Below are 17,481 nucleotides of genomic sequence, written 5' to 3'. Positions count from 1 at the left end.
CGTTGGTGTGGTGATGTTGTGAATCGCGCATGACGAGGACCGCCCGCCCCGTTCGGGGCGGGCGGTCCTCGTCATGGCGGCCGTCAGGCCCCGTGGGGGCCGGTCGCGGATGCTCGGGGACCGGATTCGGCACCCCGGGTCCACGTCAGTTCCAGTCGAAGCCCTGCGGGTCCGGACCGATGCGCTTGCCGGTGGCGACGGCGGCGATCGCCGTGAGGTCCTCCGCGTCCAGCTCGAAGCCGATGACGTCCAGGTTCTCCCGGATCCGGGACGGGGTGACCGACTTCGGGATGGCGATCACGCCGCTCTGCAGGTGCCAGCGCAGGACCACCTGGGCGACCGTGCGACCGTGCTTCTCGGCGATCTTCACCAGGGCCGGCTCGGCGAGCAGCTCCCCGCCCTGGCCCAGCGGGCTCCACGCCTCGGTGGCGATGCCGTGCTGCGCGTGGAAGGCGCGCAGCTCCTCCTGCGGGAAGTACGGGTGCAGTTCGACCTGGTTCAGGACCGGGGCGACCGAGGCCTCGTCGAGCAGGCGGGTCAGCTGCTCGGTGCCGAAGTTGGAGACGCCGATCGACTTGACCCGGCCGTCCGCCTTCAGCTGCTCGAAGGCCTTCCAGATGTTGAGGTAGCTGCCGTGCATCGGGCGCGGCCAGTGGATCAGGTACAGGTCGAGGTAGTCGAGGCCGAGCTTGTCCATCGAGGCGTCGAACGCGCGCAGCACGGCGTCGCGGCCCTGCTCGCCGGACCAGTCGCGGGTGCCCGAGTTCCACAGCTTGGTGGTGATGTAGAGGTCCTCGCGGGCGATGCCGCCCGCCAGCGCCTCGGCGATCGCCGCGCCGGTGCCGGCCTCGTTCTCGTAGATGGCCGCGGTGTCGATGGAGCGGTAGCCCGCGCCGATCGCGGAGTTGACGGCGGCGGTGGCCTCACCGTCCGGGACCTGCCACACGCCGAAACCGAGCTGCGGGATCTGCGCGCCGTCGTTGAGAGTGACGCTGGGGATGGTGCTCACGGGACGGGATGCCCTCCTGGTCGTAGGTCTTTCCAGTGGGGGGCAACTGGCACCGGAACCTGATTGTTCCCGCCAAACGGGCGAATTTTGGGTGGAGGTTTGCAGTGGCTCGCCCCGGGCGGACGAGCGTCGGGGGCGGGGTCGCAGGCCCGTCGCGGGCCCCCGCAGGCCCGTCGGAGGTCCGTCGCAGGCCCGTCGGAGGCCCGGCGGAGGTCCCTGGCGGGCTGGGCGGGCGGGCCGGGCGGGGAGCCGGGCGGGCGGGGCGGCGGAAAACCTGTTGCGCGGGTCACACCGGGGTTGGCAGGCTCGCGGACATGGCCTCCTGAAATCAGGGCCCTTCGTGCCCTTCCCATGTCCCGTCCGGGGCTCCCACCGGACGTGTCGACGCCGCCGCGCCGTTGCGCCGCGCGTCCGTCGCCCATTGCCCTCGCCTGTCGGCTCGGGCTGCTCGCGTGAACCGGTCCGCCGTGCCGGACGGCGCGCGCCCGTCCGTGCCCCGTTCGCCCGCACCCCCGTTCGCCCGGTTCCCCCGTACCTCCGCACCGTTCGTATCGGAGTGTCATGCCGCTCACCCCGCTGCCGCCGGCCGACCCCGGCAGTCCCGATCTCTCCTCACCCCTGGCCTTCCTGCGCTGGCTGCAGCGCAGTCAGCGGCGCGGGCAACTGCTCGCGACCTGCTGGACGCTGCTCGAGATGGGGTGCCAGGCCGCCCTGCCGATACCGCTCGGCTCGGGCGTGCAGGCCGCCGTCGACGGTGACGCCGGCGGGATCTGGCAGGCCGGCGGGCTCGCCCTGCTGCTTGCCGTGGGCGCCGCGCTGGGCACCGTCCTGTCGCATCGCCAAGCGGTCTGGAACTGGATCCACGCGGCTTGCCAGGTACGGCAGTTGGTGGCCCGGCAGGCCTCGCACCTCGGGGCCGGGCTGTCCCGCCGGATCGCCACCGGTGAGGTCGTCGCGGTCGGCAGCGGGGACGTCGAGCGGATCGGCTGGTACGTCGAGCTGATCGCCCGGGTCCGGTCCGCGGTGATCGTCTGGCTGGCCGTCAGCTCGGTGGTGCTGGTGGTCGAACCGGTGCTGGGCATCGGCGTGCTGCTCGGCGTCCCGGTGCTGGCGGCCTCCGTCTGGCCGCTGATCGGGCCGTTCGAGCGGCGCTACGAGCAGCAGCGCGCGCTCGGCGGCAAGGCCACCGAGCTGGCCGCCGACACGGTGGCGGGGCTGCGGGTGCTGCGCGGCATCGGCGGTGAGGAACTGTTCCTGGAGCGGTACCGGGCGGCCTCCCAGAAGGTGCGGGCGGCCGCCGTCCGCTCGGCCCGGATCTGGTCGCTGATGCAGGCCCAACAGGTGCTGCTGCCCGGCCTGTTCGTGATCGGTGTCACCTGGTACGGCGCCCGGCTGGCGGCCTCCGGCGAGCTCTCCGTCGGCACCCTGATCGCGGTGTACGGCGCGACCGCATTCCTGGCCGCGCCGCTGCGGATCCTGGGCGAGGCGGCGCACGCCTGGAGCGTCGCCCGGGTCTCCGCAGGGCGGGCCGTCCGGGTGCTGTCCCTCAGCCGGAGCGGTGGAGCGAGCGAGGCCACGACGACCACGACAATCACGCCGGCCCCACGGACCAGGCCGGCCAAGGCGGACCTGTACGACCCGGTCAGCGGGCTGACCGCGCGGGCCGGTGAGCTGACCGCGGTGGTCTGCGGGGACCCGGACCTCGCCGGGGCGCTCGCCGAGCGGCTCGGCGGCCACGTCCCGTTGGCCGAGGGCGAGCAGGCGCAGCCCTCCGTACGGCTCGGCGGGACGGAGCTGGACACGGTGCCGCTGGCCGAGGCGCGGGCGGCCGTGCTGGTCCACGACAAGGAGCCGGTGCTGCTCTCCGGCACCCTGGCCGAGCTGTTCGACATCCCGTCCTCGGGCCGGGTCTCGGCGGCCGAGGCGCTGGTGGCCGCCCGGTCGGACGACGTGCTGGAGGCGCTGGTGGACGGCTCGCCGGAGTGCGCGGGCGATCCGATGCGCGCCCGGATCACCGAGCGCGGGCGCTCGCTGTCCGGCGGCCAGCGCCAGCGGCTCGCCCTGGCCCGCGCGCTGCTGGCGGACCCGCCGGTCCTGGTGCTGGACGAACCCACCAGCGCGGTGGACGCCCACACCGAGTCCAGGATCGCCACCGGACTGCGGGACACCCGGGCGGGCCGCACCACCGTGGTGTTCGCGACCAGTCCGCTGCTGCTCGACCAGGCGGACCGGGTGGTGCTGCTGCGCGAGGGCCGGGTGGTCGCGGCGGGGCGGCACCGCGAGCTGATGCGGTCCGAGCCGGCCTACCGGGCCGTGGTCACCCGCGACGAGGAGGCCGCCCAGCCGGTGGGTGAGGCCGTGTGAACAGCGTCATGAACAGGTTCGCCGGCAGTCCCGCCCCGTACCCGAGGAGTACGTCATGAAGCCCCCCGTCCATGAGGAGCAGGGGCCGGCCGCCACCCTGCCGGTCGGCTCCCCGGCCGCCGTGCGCGCGTACCTGCTGCTGCTCGCGCGGCGGCACCGGGGCGGGTTCTCGACCGTCGTGGCGCTGCACTCGGTGGCCACGCTGGCCGGGCTGGTCGGGCCCTGGGTGCTCGGCCACCTGGTCGAGTCGCTGGCCACCGGCACCGCCGGGTCCACCATCACGGTGGCGGTCGCCTGGTACCTGCTGGCGCTCGTGGCGCAGGCCGCGTTCACCGGCTGGTCGCGGATGCGCGGCGCGGTGCTCGGCGAGCGGGTCCTGGCCGACCTGCGCGAGGACTTCCTGGTCCGCTCGGTCGCGCTGCCGACCGGTGTGCTGGAGCGGGCCGGCACCGGGGACCTGGTCTCCCGGGGCACCACCGACGTCGACCGGCTGGACAAGTCGGTGCGCGAGGCGGTGCCCGAACTCGCCGTCGCCGTGGTCTCGTTGCTGCTGGTGCTCGGCGCCCTGCTGGTCACCTCGCCGGTGCTCGCGCTGACCTCGCTGATCGGGCTGCCGCTGCTGCTGGCCACCTCCCGCTGGTACTTCCGGCGGGCGCCGCAGTCCTACCGCAACGAGTCGGCCGGGTACGCCGCGGTGAACACCGTGCTGGCCGAGACGGTGGACGCCGGGCGGACGGTCGAGGCGCTGCGCCTGGGCGGCCGGCGGATCGGGCTGACCGACCGCAAGCTGCGCGAGTGGCTCGCCTGGGAGCGGTACACCCTGTGGTTGCGCTCGGTCTGGTTCCCGACCATCGACGCGGTCTACACCGCGGCGGTGCTCGCGACCCTGGTACTCGGCGGGCTGTTCACGCTCAAGGGCTGGATCACCGTCGGCCAGTTGACCACCGGCGTGCTGTACGCGCAGATGCTGACCGGTCCGGTGGACCTGATCCTGCGCTGGTACGACGAGCTGCAGATCGGGCAGGCCTCGCTGGCCCGGCTGGTCGGCGTGCGCGAGGTGCCGGAACACGAGGAGGACGAGTCCGCCCGCCCGGACGGCCGCCGGGTGGAGGCCCGGGACGTCCGCTTCGGCTACCGCGAGGGCGCGGACGTCCTGCACGGGATCAGCCTGGATGTCGCCCCGGGCAGCCGGGTCGCGCTGGTCGGGCCGTCCGGGGCGGGCAAGTCCACGCTCGGGCGGCTGCTGGCCGGGATCTACGCCCCCGGCCGCGGCAGCGTGACCCTCGGCGGGGCGGCGCTGTCCCGGATGCCGGCCGAGCGGGTGCGCGCGGAGGTGGCCCTGGTCAACCAGGAGCACCACGTCTTCGTCGGCACCCTGCGGGACAACCTGCGGCTGGCCGCGCCCGACGCCGACGACACCGAGCTGCGGGCCGCGCTGGATGCGGTGGACGCCGGCGACTGGGTGGACGCCCTGTCGGAGGGGCTGGACACCGAGGTCGGCTCCGGCGGCACCTCGCTGACCCCGCCGCAGGCCCAGCAACTGGCCCTGGCCCGGCTGGTGCTGGCCGATCCGCACACCCTGGTGCTGGACGAGGCCACCTCGCTGCTGGACCCGCGCGCCGCCCGGCACCTGGAGCGCTCGCTCTCCCGGGTGCTGGAGGGCCGGACGGTCATCGCCATCGCCCACCGGCTGCACACCGCGCACGACGCGGACGTGATCGCGGTGGTCGAGGGCGGGCGGATCAGCGAGTACGGCAGCCACCCGCAGCTGGTCGCGGCCGGCGGTCCGTACGCGGCGCTCTGGCGCTCGTGGCGGGACGAGCGGTAGCAGCCGAGGAGTTCGGAGGGCCGTAGCCGTAGATCGGTAAACCCGCACGGGGTCGGATTGCCCCGTGCGGGTTACTCCCCGCCCCGGAAGGGCGCGTAACCGGGCAAATCGGCGGCCCGGCCCGCAGACTGCTCCGGTGACCAAGATTTCAGACGGCTCGTCCCGCTCCCCGCGCGGTGAGATCGGCGGGATCCCCACGCGGTACATCGGGATCGGCGTCATCGTCATCCTCGCCGTGTGGTTCCTGTTCGCCAACCTCGAAAAGGTGAAGATCCAGTTCTGGGTGTTCACCGTCACCGCACCGCTCTGGATCGCGTTGCTGGCCACGCTCGTCGCGGGCAGCGTGCTGGGCTGGCTGCTGAAGGGACGGCGCAGCAGGTGACCACAGCTCCCGAGCCGGCCCGGAGCGCCACCGCGGACTTCGCCCCGCTGATCGAGCTGCGCGGGGTCAACAAGCACTTCGGGGACCTGCACGTACTCCAGGACATCGAGCTGACGGTGGGCCGTGGCGAGGTCGTCGTGGTCATCGGCCCGTCCGGCTCCGGCAAGTCCACGCTCTGCCGGGCGATCAACCGGCTCGAACCGATCGAGAACGGCACCATCCTGCTCGACGGCGAGCCGCTGCCCGCGGAGGGCAAGGGCCTCGCCCGGCTGCGCGCCGAGGTCGGCATGGTGTTCCAGTCCTTCAACCTGTTCGCGCACAAGACCGTGTTGCAGAACGTCTCACTCGCGCAGATCAAGGTGCGCGGCCGGCCCAGGACGGAGGCCGACGCCAAGTCCCGCGCGCTGCTGGAGCGGGTGGGCCTCGCGTCGCAGGCCGACAAGTACCCGGCCCAGCTGTCCGGCGGGCAGCAGCAGCGGGTCGCGATCGCCCGCGCGCTCGCGATGGACCCCAAGGCGCTGCTCTTCGACGAGCCGACCTCGGCGCTCGACCCCGAGATGATCAACGAGGTGCTGGACGTCATGCGCCAGCTCGCGCACGAGGGCATGACGATGGTCGTGGTCACCCACGAGATGGGCTTCGCCCGGGCCTCCGCGAACCGGGTGGTGTTCATGGCGGACGGCAGGATCGTGGAGGACCGCGCCCCGGAGGGCTTCTTCAGCGCCCCCGAGAGCGAGCGCGCCCGGGACTTCCTGTCCAAGATCCTGAAGCACTGAGGCGGCGCCGTGAACGATGAGACGGCGCCCGGCGCAGGGGGGTCGGGGAAGCCCAGCGCAGCGCGCCCGGCGAAGCCCGCGGCGCGGGGGAGGAAGCGCGTGCTCGCCGCCGCCCTGCTGCTCACCGCGCTGGCGGCGGGCTGCGGCAAGGCCGGGACCCCGCCGCCCAAGGGCCCGCAGCCCAGCGCGCTGCCCAGCTACCAGGTGCAGAACGCCTCCTCGATCACCGGCTCGCCGACCCTGGACGCCGCCCGCAGCCGGGGCCACCTGGTGGTCGGCGCCAAGGAGGACCAGCCGTACCTGGGCCAGAAGAACCCGGCCACCGGCGTGTACTCCGGCTTCGACATCGAGATCGCCAAGATGGTCGGCGCCTCCCTCGGCTTCCCGCCGGACAAGATCCAGTTCAAGACCATCGCCTCGGCCAACCGCGAGACCGCGCTGCAGAACGGCCAGGTGGACTACTACGTCGGCACGTACACCATCAACGACAACCGGAAGAAGCTGGTCGGCTTCGCGGGGCCGTACTTCGTCGCCGGCCAGTCGCTGCTGGTGCGCAAGAACGACACCACCATCCACGGCCCGCAGGACCTGAACGGCAAGAAGGTCTGCTCGGCGGCCGGTTCGACGCCGTACCAGCGCATCCAGTCGCAGTACCCGAAGGCCAAGCTGATCGGCTACGACACCTACTCGGCGTGCGTCGACAACCTGATCACCAACCAGGTCGACGCCGTGACCACGGACAACGCGATCCTGCTCGGCTACGCGGCCAAGGTGCCGGACGAGCTCAAGGTGGTCGGCCCGCTGTTCTCGACCGAGCCGTACGGCATCGGGGTACCGAAGAACGACACCGTGCTGCGCATGGCGCTGAACGACGCGCTGGAGCAGCGCGAGCAGAACGGCGACTGGAAGAAGGCCTTCGAGGCCACCCTCGGTCTCTCCGGGGAAGCCGCGCCGACCCCGCCGCAGATCAACCGGTACTGAGAGGGCCGCGCCGTGAAAACGCTGACCGACAACTGGTCGACCTACTGGGAAGGCTTCCTCGGCACGCTCTCGCTCTTCGCGGTGAGCGCTGTGCTGTCGCTGGTGCTGGGGGTGCTGATCGCGAGCTTCCGGGTCTCGCCGGTCAGGCCGCTGCGGGTGTTCGGGACGGTGTGGGTGACGATCCTGCGCAACACGCCGCTGACCCTGCTGTTCTTCATCGTGGTGCTGGGCCTGCCCCGGTTCGACATCACGCTGCCCTTCTACACCTTCGCGGTGCTCGCGCTCGGCTGCTACACCTCGGCCTTCGTCTGCGAGGCGATGCGCTCGGGCGTGAACACCGTGCCGACCGGGCAGGGCGAGGCGGCCCGGAGCCTGGGCATGACCTTCGGGCAGACGATGAGCCTGGTGGTGCTGCCGCAGGCGTACCGCTCGGTGGTGGCGCCGATCGGCAGCGTGATGATCGCGCTGGCGAAGAACACGGCGATCGCCGGCTCGTTCAGCGTCACCGAACTGCTCGGCACCTACCGGACCATCAACGAGCTGGGCTACAGCATCGTCTGGACCTTCGTCTGGATCGCCGTCGGCTACCTGATCATCACCCTTGCCATCAGCGCCGTCTTCAACCTGCTGGAACGACGAGTGGCGGTGTCCCGATGACCGTTGAATCCTCGGCGCTGTACGACATCCCCGGGCCGAAGGCGCTCGCCCGCCACCGGCTGTACGGCGGGATCGCGCTGCTGCTGATCGCGGCGGGGGTCGCCTGGGTCGTCTACATGCTGTTCCACACCCACCAGTTCACCTACGCCAAGTGGCAGCCCTTCGAGTACCGAGGCGTCCAGGAGCTGCTGCTGCGTGGGCTCGGCAACACGCTGAAGGCGTTCGGCTGGACGGTGCTGTTCGCGCTGCCGTTCGGGGCGCTGTTCGCGGCCGGGCGGCTGTCGGACCACCGGGTGGTGCGCTGGTTCTCCACGCTGGTGGTCGAGTTCTTCCGGGCCATGCCGGTGCTGGTGATGATCTTCTTCGTCTTCGTCGCGCTGAAGGTGCAGCCGCTGTGGGCGCTGGTGGCCGGGCTGGTGCTCTACAACGGGTCGGTGCTGGCCGAGGTGTTCCGGGCCGGCGTGCTCGCGGTGCCCAAGGGGCAGCGGGAGGCGGCGTACGCGCTGGGCATGCGCAAGACCCAGGTGATGTCCTACGTGCTGGTGCCGCAGGCCAACCGGGCGATGCTGCCGGCCATCATCAGCCAGCTGGTGGTCGCGCTCAAGGACACCTCGCTGGGCTTCCTGATCACCTACGAGGAGTTCCTGCACGCGGGCAAGCTGATCGCCACCAACCTCGACTACGACCTGCCGTTCATCCCGGTGGTGATCGTGATCGCGCCGATCTACATCGGCATGTGCCTGCTGCTCTCCTGGCTCGCCCGCTTCGTCGAGAAGCGCAGCCGGCGCAGCCCGACCGTGCGGGGCGGGGCGCCGGTGGTCAAGGCCGGGGTGGCGATGGGGCTGCCGCCGTCGGCGCAGCAGTGAGAGGCTTGGTTCGACGCTGAACCATAGGTACGGATGGGGCCGGGGCCGGTACCTCCAAATTCCTCTTATGATTGCGGGGCTGGACGGGACCGCGTGAACGGTCCGGACGACGACGACCCGGGCGGGAGGGCCATGGAGCCGGTGTTCGACTCGCGGCACATCAGGACGTTCCACGAGGTCGTCCGGGCCGGCTCCTACTCGGCCGCCGCCCGGGAACTCGGCTACACCCAGCCCGCCATCACCCAGCAGATGAAGGCGCTCGAACGCACCGTCGGCGTCCCGCTGTTCACCCGCGCCGGGCGCGGACTGCGGCTCACCGAAGCGGGCGAGGCGCTCTCCCGGCACGCCGAGCTGATCCTCGGCAGCATGTCCGCCGCCCAGCAGCAGCTCGCCGCGCTCGCCCGGCTGCGCGCCGGGCGGGTCCGGGTCTGCGCCTTCCCCAGCGCCAACGCCACCCTGATACCCGAGGCGATGGCCCGGCTGCTGGCCGAGCACCCCGGCGTACGGGTCGAGCTGCTGGAGGCCGAGCCACCCGACTCCGTCCAGCGGCTGCTGCGCGGGGAATGCGACATCGCGCTGGCCTTCCGCTACCCGGGCGCGGCCACCGAGGTCCCGGACGGGCTGGACGAGATCCCGCTGATGGAGGACCTGCTCACGGTGCTGCTGCCGGTCGGGCACCCGCTCGGCCGCCGGCACGCCGTACGGCTCGCCGACCTCGACGGCGAGCGCTGGATCGCCGGCTGCCCACGATGTCGGGCCAATCTGCTGCACGTCTGCGCGGAGGAGGGCTTCGCGCCGGACATCGTCTTCTCCACCGACGACAACCTCGCGGTGCAGTCGCTCGTCGCCGCCGGGGTCGGGATCGCGCTGATGCCCGCGCTGGTCCTCTCCTTCATGTGTCACCGCAAGGTCACCGGGCGGGCCGTCGAGCCGCACCTGCGGCGGCAGGTGAGCGCGTACGTGCTGCGCGAGCACCGCCGGATCCCGGCCACCGGACTGGTCCTGGACCACCTGCGGCAGGCGGCGGCGAGCCGGGTCGGCTGCTGACATATAAGCCTTGGTGGGGATATTGCTTACAAAACCTCCTTGGACGTGATAGGTCGCTAGGGCCGAACCTGCTGGCATGACGCCCTCAGCCACGGTCGGCAGCGACCGGCTCACCGAGCGGATGACCGCGCTGATCAGCGAGATCCGCGCCGTCGTGGACCGCGGACTGCCCCCAGAGCTCACCGCCTACCTGGTCGGCGAGCGCCTCGCCCCGCACCTGCACGCCGACCAGGACGGACCCGACGCGCTGCTCACCCCCGCCCAGTGCGAGGGCGACCCGCAGCGGTACCGCCAGCACGTCCTGCACGCCGAGGAGGACGGCAGCTTCTCCGTCGTCGCCCTGGTCTGGCTGCCCGGACAGCACACCCCGATCCACGACCACGTCTCCTGGTGCGTGGCCGGCGTCCACCGCGGCCAGGAGAGCGAGACCCGCTACCGACTGGTCCCCGACGGCCGCACCGCCCGGCTGGTCGAGACCGAGCACGTGGCCGGCCCGGCCGGCACCGTCGCCGCCTTCGCCCCGCCCGGCGACATCCACCTGGTGCGCAACTCCTGCAGCAGCACGGCCATCTCCATCCACGTGTACGGCGCGGACGTCTCGCGGCTCGGCACCAGCATCCGGCGGGTCTACCGGCTGCCCGCCGACCAGGAGCAGTGAGCGGCGGCGTGGCACTGACCCTGCGGCAACGCGCCGCCCGCACCCACTCGCTGCCCCCGATGCGCGGAGACGCCCCCGGACTGCTGCTCGCGGCCCTCGGGGTGGCCGCCGCCCTGGGCGTCCACGCCGTGGTGCCGGCCGTGCCCAAGCTCACCGCCGCCGTCGTGCTCGGCATGGCGGCGGCCCACCTGCCCGGGCTGCGCCCGGTGGTCCGCGGGGTCGCCCGGCCGGGCCTGTCCACGGCCGGGAAGCGGCTGATGCGGGTCGGGATCGTCCTGCTCGGGCTCAAACTCAGCCTGGACGACGTGCTAGGCCTCGGCTGGGCCACCGTCGCCATGGTGATCGTGGTGGTCGCGGCCACCTTTGCCGGCACGCTCTGGCTGGGCCGGCGGCTCGGCCTGCCCGGCGACCAGCCACTGCTGGTCGCCACCGGGTACTCGATCTGCGGGGCCTCGGCCATCGGCGCGGTCAGCCAGGCCGCGGGCAGTGAGGAGGAGGACGTCGCGGCTTCGGTGGCGCTGGTCACCCTGTGCGGGACCCTCGCGATCGCCGTCCTGCCGCTGCTCCAGCAGCCGCTTGGGCTCGGCGACGTGGAGTTCGGGCGCTGGGTCGGCGCGAGCGTGCACGACGTCGGACAGGTGGTCGCCACCGCGCAGACCGGCGGGGCGGCGGCGCTGCGGGAGGCGGTACTGGTCAAGCTGATGCGCGTGGTGCTGCTGGCGCCGCTGGTCGCGGGGGTGGCCGTCGCGGTGCGGCGGAACCTGCGGGCGGCGCAGGCGGCGCGGGTGGCGCGGGTGGCGCAGGCGGTGGGTGCGGGCTCCGGTGGGGCCTCGGGCGGGGGACCGCCGGCGGGGGCGATGGCGGAACCGCTGGAAGGACCGCCGGCGGGACCGCTGTCGGGTGCGCTGGAGGGGGCGGCTGCGAATTCGGTGAAGACCGGGAGCCGTCCGCCGATCGTGCCCCTGTTCGTGGCGGGGTTCCTCGCGATGATCGTCCTGCGGACCACCGGCGTGCTGCCCGAGCGGGCGCTCGGCCTGGCCGGAGACGCCCAGGAACTGCTGCTCGCCGCCGCGTTGTTCGGCCTCGGCAGTGCCGTGCACCTGCCGACCATGATCCGTACCGGCGGGCGGATCGCCCTGCTCGGGCTCGGCTCCTGGGTGGTCGTGGCCGGCGTCTCCTACGCGGGGGTACTGATCACGACCTGACGGGCCCCGGTGCGGACTCGGCTATTGTCGGGCGGGTACTCGTCCGCACCGGGACGGTCCCGCGGTCACACCGGGACGGTCCGCAGTCGAGTTCGCCCGAGTTCACTTGAGTTCACTTGAGTTCGCCCGAGTTCGCCTGGGTTCGTCGAGGAGGACGGATGACCACCGCACTGCCCGAACGGGACGGCCCCGAGGCCGTCGTCACGCTCGACCGACGGGAAGGCCCGTTCGGCGAGGTGGTGCTGCGGCAGCGCGGACGGCACTTCGAGATCATCGCCAACGGCTGCTTCCTCATGGACACCGCCGATGGACGCTCGGAGCGACTGCTGATCCAGGCCGCGCTGGACGAACTCGACCGTACGGGCAGCCGGCCCGAGCGGCCGGCGGTCCTGATCGGCGGCCTCGGGGTCGGCTTCTCGCTCGCGTACGCGGCGGCCGAGCCGCGCTGGGGCCGCATCGCCATCGTCGAGCGGGAGACCGCGATCATCGACTGGCACCGGAACGGCCCGCTCGGCGCCTTCTCGGACGGCGCGCTCGAGGACGAGCGGGTCGCGGTGCTCCACGCCGACCTGCTGGAGTACCTCGCGGCCGCGGACGGCGAGCGCTACGACGCCCTGTGCCTGGACATCGACAACGGGCCGGACTGGACCGTCACCGACTCCAACAACGGGCTCTACGGCGCGGACGGACTCGCGGTGCTCTGGCACCGGCTGCAGCCGGGCGGGGTGCTGGCGGTGTGGAGCGCCCAGCCGTCGCAGGCCTTCGAGGAGGCGCTGCGGGGGGCGGGCTTCTCGGACGTGGTGACGCACGAGATCCCGGTGTCCCGGGGAGTGCCGGACGTGGTGCACCTGGCGCGGCGCGCGGGCTGAGAGCGAACCCGGCCGACGCGAACGGCGGTTGGCGGGGATCGGCTGCTGGGGTTTCTCCCATGGGACTTCTCCCTGGGGCAGTGGAGGGTCTGGCGGGCGGTGGTGGGTGGTGGCTGAGAGCGGTACTCCCTCGGAGCGGATCGCGGCCGAGCTTCGACGGCGCATCGTGGCAGGGGAGTTGGCGCCGGGGGCCCGGGTGCCGTCGACCCGGCGGATCACCCGGGAATGGGGCGTGGCGATGGCCACGGCGACCAAGGTGCTGAACCGCCTGCGGGAAGAGGGGCTGGTCCGCGCCGTTCCGGGGGTGGGGACGGTGGTGGTCGGGACCAAGGCGTCCGGGGCTACGGCGGTCGAGGCTGCGGTGGCTGGGGCGAGGGTTGCCGGGGCGAAGGGGGCTGGGGCCGAGGCGGCTGCGGCGTTGGCTCCGGCCGCCGTTCGGCGTGCGCGGGCCGGCGGTGAGCGGGACCTCACCCGGGAGCGGATCGTGGCGACGGCCGTCCGGGTGGCGGACGTGGAGGGGCTGGCGGCGCTGTCGATGCGACGGGTCGCGACGGACCTCGGGGTCGCGACGATGTCGCTCTACCGTCATGTGCCGGGCAAGGACGAGCTGTTGCGGCTCATGCTGGACGTGGCCTTCGGCGAGCAGCCGCTGCCCGAGCGGCCGGCGTCGGTGTCGGCGTCGGACTGGCGGGAGGGGCTGGAGTCGGTCGCGCGGCTGCAATGGCGGATCTACCGGCGGCACCCGTGGCTGGCGTCCACGATGTCCTTCACCCGGCCGGTGCTCGCGCCGGACGCGGCGCTGCACACCGAGCGCTCGATGGCGGTGCTGGCGGGACTGGGGCTGAGCCGGGAGGAGATGGCCCAGGCCTCCGTCGCGCTGGCGGCGTTCGTGTGCGGGCTGGCCGTCCACTTTGAGCGGGAGGCGCAGGCCGAACAGGACAGCGGGCTGTCGGCGGACGAGTGGATGGACCGTCTGGACGACGAGGACCACGACCGGCTGATGTCGGACCCGGACCGGTTCCCGATGTTCGACGCGATGAACCGGGGTCCGGAGATCGACCTGAGTCTGGAGGCGCTGTTCGAGTTCGGGATGGCGCGGATGCTGGACGGGATCGCGGCGGTGATCGAGCGGCGGCGCGCGTGACGGGTGGCGGAGGGCAGCCGACGGCTGACCGGTGACAGGTAACAGATTTCAGCGAACGAAATCTGAAATCTGAAACCTGTCAGCTGTGACCCGTCACCCGTAGCGTGTCGTCTGTTCGCCGTTACCTGCTCGCGCGCGCAGCTGCCGGGCTCAGCCGAACGGACGGTGCTCCGGCGTCGCGTTCGCGTCCGCCGCTGCCTCGGGCTCCTTCGCCGGCGTGGACGGGAAGTCCGGCATGGCGAAGGGGTCGAAGTCCGGCGGCGGGACCATGACCGGCGTGCCCTTCGGGCGGTCCTCCGTGGTCGGCTCGGCCTCCGCCGCGACTGCTGCCGCGACGGGCGCCGGGATGACCGGCGGGGTCGACGGCGGCGGCGGGATGGCCGGGCCCTGCGGGGCGAGGGTGGTGCCGAACGGGTCGCTCTTCCGGTCGGCCGCGACCGTCGTGCCGAACGGGTCGGCGGCGGCGGGCTGCGCTGCGGGCGCGGCGGCCGGTGTGGACGGGAGGTCCGGCATGGCGAAGGGGTCGAAGTCCGGCGGCGGGACCATGACCGGCGTGCCCTTCGGGCGGTCCTCCGCGGTCGGCTCGGCCTCGGTGGTGGACGACTCGGCGACGGGCGCGAAGGGGTTGAAGTCCGCGGGCGGAACCCGCACCGGCGTGCCGCGCAGGTGGACGGGCAGCTCCGTGGGCTCCTCCGTCTGCGTCTGCGTCTGCGTCTGCGTCTCCTCGACCGGCACCGGTTCCGGATCCGGTGCCGGTGCCTGAGGGGGAGCCGGCACGGTGGCGGGCGCGGCGCCGGTCGGGGCCGGCTCGCCGTCCCAGCCGAACTGGATGCTCTTCAGCAGCTCCGCGAACGCCTCGGTGTACAGCTCCCAGTCCTCCGGCCGCGCCGTGGACAGCTGGGCGCACAGCACCGTCCCGCCGTCCGGCAGCGGTACGAAGGCCTGGACGGCCGAGGTGACCACCCAGCGTCGCTGCCCGTCGGCGGCCAGCGGTCCGGGCACCGGGACGGTCCGTCCCTCGACCAGGACGGCGGCCGGGCCGGCCGGCAGCAGGACCGTCCACACCTCGGCGTGCCGTCGGACGGTGGCCAGCTCGGTGGCGAGCGCGGTGATCGGCAGCGGGTGCCGGGCGAGCGAGACGACGAGGGCGGCGTCCGAGGTGCGGTCGTCGAGCTCGAGGGCGCAGACGCCCGCGTACGCGACGCCCGCGTCCTGGATCAGGTCGGCCAGGGTGGCGGCGACCACCGCGAAGTCGCGGCGTGGCTCGGTACCGGTGGTGCTGAACAGTTCCTCGGCGACCTCCGCCAGGTGCCCGGACAGCTCGGCGGCCGCCGCCGCGGTAGCCGGGGCGGTCCCGTCGGCCGGGTCCGCGTCGGCGGGCAGCGGGGGCACCGTACGGGCGGAGACCCCGGGGGGCCCGCCGGGGGAGGTCAGCGGGTGGAAACCGGGCGGGACGACCAGCCGGACCTCGGCGCCCGCGCCGGTGGGCAGTTCGACCGGTTGCCGGGTCTGCTGTCCGGCCGCCAGCGCGGCGAGCGCCGGGGCGAACGGCGGGCGCAGCATGGCGTCGGCGAACTCACCGGTGACCGGCAGCTGAAAGAGCGCGGCCGAGGTGGTGCCCCGGTCGGCGATGGCGCCGCGCACCGGTCCGCCGCCGTAGCGGGACTGCAGCGCGTCGATCACCCGGTCGGCGATCCGGGCGCCGGTGCCGGGACGGGCGGAGCCGACGGTGATCACCGTGCCGAGCCGGTCGAGGGCGGCGTGCACCGGGCCGTTGGGGGCGAGCGGCAGGCCGAACAGCGCCTCGGCGGCGGGGTGCGCGGTCGCGCGCAGGGCGCTCAGCGAGGCCGCCGGGTGGCGCGAGGTGTGCTCGTCGAAGAGGGCGTCGGTGAGCGTGCCGAGGGTCGCGCAGACCTGCTCGGCTGCCGCGAAGGGGTTGGCCTCCGCACTGAACTGGACGTCCTGGGTCAACTGGTGAGCCCCCCGCTCTGCTCCGTCTGCCGTCGGTGGTTCGGGTGGAATCGGGCCGGTCGCGGCGGCGCACCGTCAGATCCCTGCCCATTCCTATCAGAGCCCGCCGTCCTGACCGAACCGCAGGATGACCGGATGATCACTCGGACGAGCGCGTCGGCGGGGGCTCCTCGGTGGCCTCAGCGGCACCGGCGGCCTCGGCAACCTCGGTGGCCTCCGCAACCTCAGCGGCCTCGGTGGCGAGCGCAGTGAGCGCGTCGAGGATCCCCGGGACGGCGAGCAGCCCGGCGAGGTCCCGCACCAGACGCCCGGTCGGCCCCTGCGGGCGCTCGTCGGCGAAGAAGGAGGCGAGCTCGGCGGCGAGCGCCGGCTCCCGGGCGGCGGTGATGGTGAGTGCCGCGACGAACTCCTGCACCAGGTGCAGCTGCAGTTCCTCCAGCGGCACCGAGCGCTCGCCAAGCCACTCCAGCGAGGTGATCTCGGCGTTGGCGATCCAGGCGCGGACGGTCAGCCGCAGCGCCGGGCTGGGCGAGGGGATCGCCAGGTGGGCCAGGATCTGCTCCTGCGCGGCCCGGCGGACCTCGTCGATCACCGCCGAGGTGCCCGCGCTGGCGGCCACCGAGCCGCCCCGCAGCAGCGCCGCGAAGCCCGGCCCGTGACTCTGCACGAAGTCCAGGTAGCGGCCCATCACCCGGTACAGCCGCTCCGACAGCGGCCCTTCCATCGGCTCCTCGAAGCGGGCCGACAGTTCCTGGCCGGCCCGCCGCAGCGACTCCTCGTACAGCGCCTGCTTGCCGGGGAAGTAGTGGTACACCAGCGGCCGGGAGGCGCCCGCGGCGGCGGCGATGTCGTCGATCGACACCTCCTCCGGCGGCCGCCGGCTGAACAGCTCCAGGGCCACGGCGATCAGCTGCTCCCGCCGCTCGTCCACGCTCAGCCGCCGACGGGGCCGGTCACCCGCCGCCGCCCGGGCGGGTGCGGAGGTCCGTGCTGCGCGGTCGGCCGTCGGGGACGGCGTACGGGAGGCCATGCGCGCCAGCCTATCCGGCGGTGGTCCGGGGGCCCATGCGGCCTCCGTGCGGCGGCTGTGCAGCGTCCACGCGGCGTCTGTGGCCGTCTACGCGGCCCGGAAGTCCAGATAACGGCGGTAGGCCTCGCGGCCGTCGGCGACGAAGGTGTCACGGGCGAGGCGCTCGGCGAGTTCGTCGGGGGTGAGCCAGGTGTGCCAGGCGACCTCGGACTCCTGCGGGTCGACCGGGCCGTCCCATTCGGCCTCGTACATGTCGCACCACCAGGTGAGCTTGCCACCGTCGGGCTCCCGGAAGAGGAACTTGAACATCGGGCGCGGGACGATGCCGTGGACGCCGAGTTCCTCCTCGGCCTCGCGGACGGCGGCCTCGGCGTAGGTCTCGCCCGAGCCGACCACGCCGCCGACGAACATGTCGTACGCCCCGGGGGCGAACAGTTTGGTGTCCGTGCGGCGGTGGACGAAGATCCGTCCGGCCGGGTCGCGGACCAGGATGAAGACGCAGCGGTGGATCAGGCCGCGCCGGTAGACCTCGCCGCGCAGGGCGGTCCCGATCACCCGGTCGTGCTCGTCGACGATGTCCAGCAGTTCTTCGGCAGGGTTGGTCATGACGGACAGGTTAGGGTTTCGGGGCCCGACTCGAACGGATCTTCACGATCCTTCGAACACGGGTGGACCATGACGATCGTTACCGGGG

The 17,481-nt window shown here is 73.1% G+C and carries 16 protein-coding genes; 12 read left to right on the top strand and 4 right to left on the bottom strand.

The genetic code is table 11. The features are described from left to right. Positions 1-145 precede the first annotated feature (145 nt). Positions 146-1,009: an aldo/keto reductase gene (locus ACZ51D_RS31395; protein ID WP_465619952.1), complete on the bottom strand. Its 864-nt coding sequence runs from the start codon at positions 1,007-1,009 to the stop codon at positions 146-148. Positions 1,010-1,570: 561 nt separating this feature from the next. Between ACZ51D_RS31395 and ACZ51D_RS31390 the strand changes: the two genes are divergently transcribed. The 12 genes from ACZ51D_RS31390 to ACZ51D_RS31335 all read left to right on the top strand — a co-directional run bounded on the left by ACZ51D_RS31390 (position 1,571) and on the right by ACZ51D_RS31335 (position 13,786). Further along, positions 1,571-3,373, top strand: a complete 1,803-nt coding sequence (locus ACZ51D_RS31390) for an ABC transporter transmembrane domain-containing protein (RefSeq protein WP_465619954.1) — start codon at positions 1,571-1,573, stop codon at positions 3,371-3,373. A gap of 55 nt (positions 3,374-3,428) precedes the next feature. Beyond that, positions 3,429-5,201 (top strand): ABC transporter ATP-binding protein, encoded by a 1,773-nt coding sequence (locus tag ACZ51D_RS31385; RefSeq protein ID WP_465619956.1) that lies wholly within the window; start codon positions 3,429-3,431, stop codon positions 5,199-5,201. 136 nt (positions 5,202-5,337) lie between these two features. Continuing rightward, the gene (locus ACZ51D_RS31380) at positions 5,338-5,583 is read left to right on the top strand and encodes a LapA family protein (RefSeq protein WP_360489736.1); all 246 of its coding nucleotides are present in this window, start codon (positions 5,338-5,340) and stop codon (positions 5,581-5,583) included. Next, the gene (locus tag ACZ51D_RS31375; RefSeq protein ID WP_465619959.1) at positions 5,580-6,359 is read left to right on the top strand and encodes an amino acid ABC transporter ATP-binding protein; all 780 of its coding nucleotides are present in this window, start codon (positions 5,580-5,582) and stop codon (positions 6,357-6,359) included. The genes ACZ51D_RS31380 and ACZ51D_RS31375 overlap by 4 nt, the downstream gene beginning before the upstream one ends. 99 nt (positions 6,360-6,458) lie before the next feature. Then, positions 6,459-7,340 (top strand): glutamate ABC transporter substrate-binding protein, encoded by an 882-nt coding sequence (locus ACZ51D_RS31370; RefSeq protein ID WP_465664184.1) that lies wholly within the window; start codon positions 6,459-6,461, stop codon positions 7,338-7,340. Between the two features lie 12 nt (positions 7,341-7,352). Then, entirely contained in the window at positions 7,353-7,997 is a 645-nt protein-coding gene (locus tag ACZ51D_RS31365; RefSeq protein WP_360489732.1) for an amino acid ABC transporter permease, read from the top strand. Continuing rightward, a complete protein-coding gene (locus tag ACZ51D_RS31360) occupies positions 7,994-8,863 on the top strand; it encodes an amino acid ABC transporter permease (protein ID WP_360489730.1) in 870 nt (289 codons plus the stop codon). Before ACZ51D_RS31365 ends, ACZ51D_RS31360 begins: the two co-directional genes overlap by 4 nt. A 141-nt stretch (positions 8,864-9,004) precedes the next feature. After that, positions 9,005-9,910, top strand: coding sequence for a LysR family transcriptional regulator (locus ACZ51D_RS31355; RefSeq protein ID WP_360490658.1), 906 nt, complete (start codon positions 9,005-9,007; stop codon positions 9,908-9,910). A gap of 76 nt (positions 9,911-9,986) precedes the next feature. Then, positions 9,987-10,568, top strand: coding sequence for a cysteine dioxygenase family protein (locus tag ACZ51D_RS31350; protein WP_465619963.1), 582 nt, complete (start codon positions 9,987-9,989; stop codon positions 10,566-10,568). Between the two features lie 59 nt (positions 10,569-10,627). Further along, positions 10,628-11,773, top strand: a complete 1,146-nt coding sequence (locus ACZ51D_RS31345; protein WP_465664228.1) for a YeiH family protein — start codon at positions 10,628-10,630, stop codon at positions 11,771-11,773. Between the two features lie 158 nt (positions 11,774-11,931). Further along, positions 11,932-12,642 (top strand): spermidine synthase family protein, encoded by a 711-nt coding sequence (locus ACZ51D_RS31340; protein ID WP_465664183.1) that lies wholly within the window; start codon positions 11,932-11,934, stop codon positions 12,640-12,642. Positions 12,643-12,748: 106 nt separating this feature from the next. Beyond that, on the top strand, positions 12,749-13,786 hold the full coding sequence (locus tag ACZ51D_RS31335) for a TetR/AcrR family transcriptional regulator C-terminal domain-containing protein (RefSeq protein ID WP_465619966.1): 1,038 nt from the start codon (positions 12,749-12,751) through the stop codon (positions 13,784-13,786). A 150-nt stretch (positions 13,787-13,936) separates the two neighbouring features. On the opposite strand, the gene ACZ51D_RS31330 is transcribed toward ACZ51D_RS31335, so the two are convergent. The 3 genes from ACZ51D_RS31330 to ACZ51D_RS31320 all read right to left on the bottom strand — a co-directional run bounded on the left by ACZ51D_RS31330 (position 13,937) and on the right by ACZ51D_RS31320 (position 17,393). Next, complete coding sequence (locus tag ACZ51D_RS31330; protein ID WP_465664182.1) at positions 13,937-15,757, bottom strand: hypothetical protein; 1,821 nt, start codon at positions 15,755-15,757, stop codon at positions 13,937-13,939. Between the two features lie 139 nt (positions 15,758-15,896). Then, complete coding sequence (locus ACZ51D_RS31325; RefSeq protein ID WP_465664227.1) at positions 15,897-16,694, bottom strand: TetR/AcrR family transcriptional regulator; 798 nt, start codon at positions 16,692-16,694, stop codon at positions 15,897-15,899. Between the two features lie 180 nt (positions 16,695-16,874). Then, the gene (locus ACZ51D_RS31320) at positions 16,875-17,393 is read right to left on the bottom strand and encodes an NUDIX hydrolase (RefSeq protein ID WP_360489720.1); all 519 of its coding nucleotides are present in this window, start codon (positions 17,391-17,393) and stop codon (positions 16,875-16,877) included. Positions 17,394-17,481 lie beyond the last annotated feature (88 nt).

The sequence above is a fragment of the Kitasatospora sp. NPDC033851 genome (assembly GCF_055576085.1).
Note: the sequence above shows the minus strand (reverse complement) of the source record. Positions and strands in the feature narration are given on the sequence as shown.

Bases quoted from the DNA above. Each gene is read 5' to 3' on its own strand.
- ACZ51D_RS31350 (WP_465619963.1), top strand. From the start codon at position 9,987: ATGACGCCCTCAGCCACGGTCGGCAGCGACCGGCTCACCGAGCGGATG.
- ACZ51D_RS31340 (WP_465664183.1), top strand. From the start codon at position 11,932: ATGACCACCGCACTGCCCGAACGGGACGGCCCCGAGGCCGTCGTCACG.
- ACZ51D_RS31345 (WP_465664228.1), top strand. From the start codon at position 10,628: ATGCGCGGAGACGCCCCCGGACTGCTGCTCGCGGCCCTCGGGGTGGCC.
- ACZ51D_RS31385 (WP_465619956.1), top strand. From the start codon at position 3,429: ATGAAGCCCCCCGTCCATGAGGAGCAGGGGCCGGCCGCCACCCTGCCG.
- ACZ51D_RS31390 (WP_465619954.1), top strand. From the start codon at position 1,571: ATGCCGCTCACCCCGCTGCCGCCGGCCGACCCCGGCAGTCCCGATCTC.
- ACZ51D_RS31360 (WP_360489730.1), top strand. From the start codon at position 7,994: ATGACCGTTGAATCCTCGGCGCTGTACGACATCCCCGGGCCGAAGGCG.
- ACZ51D_RS31320 (WP_360489720.1), bottom strand. From the start codon at position 17,393: ATGACCAACCCTGCCGAAGAACTGCTGGACATCGTCGACGAGCACGAC.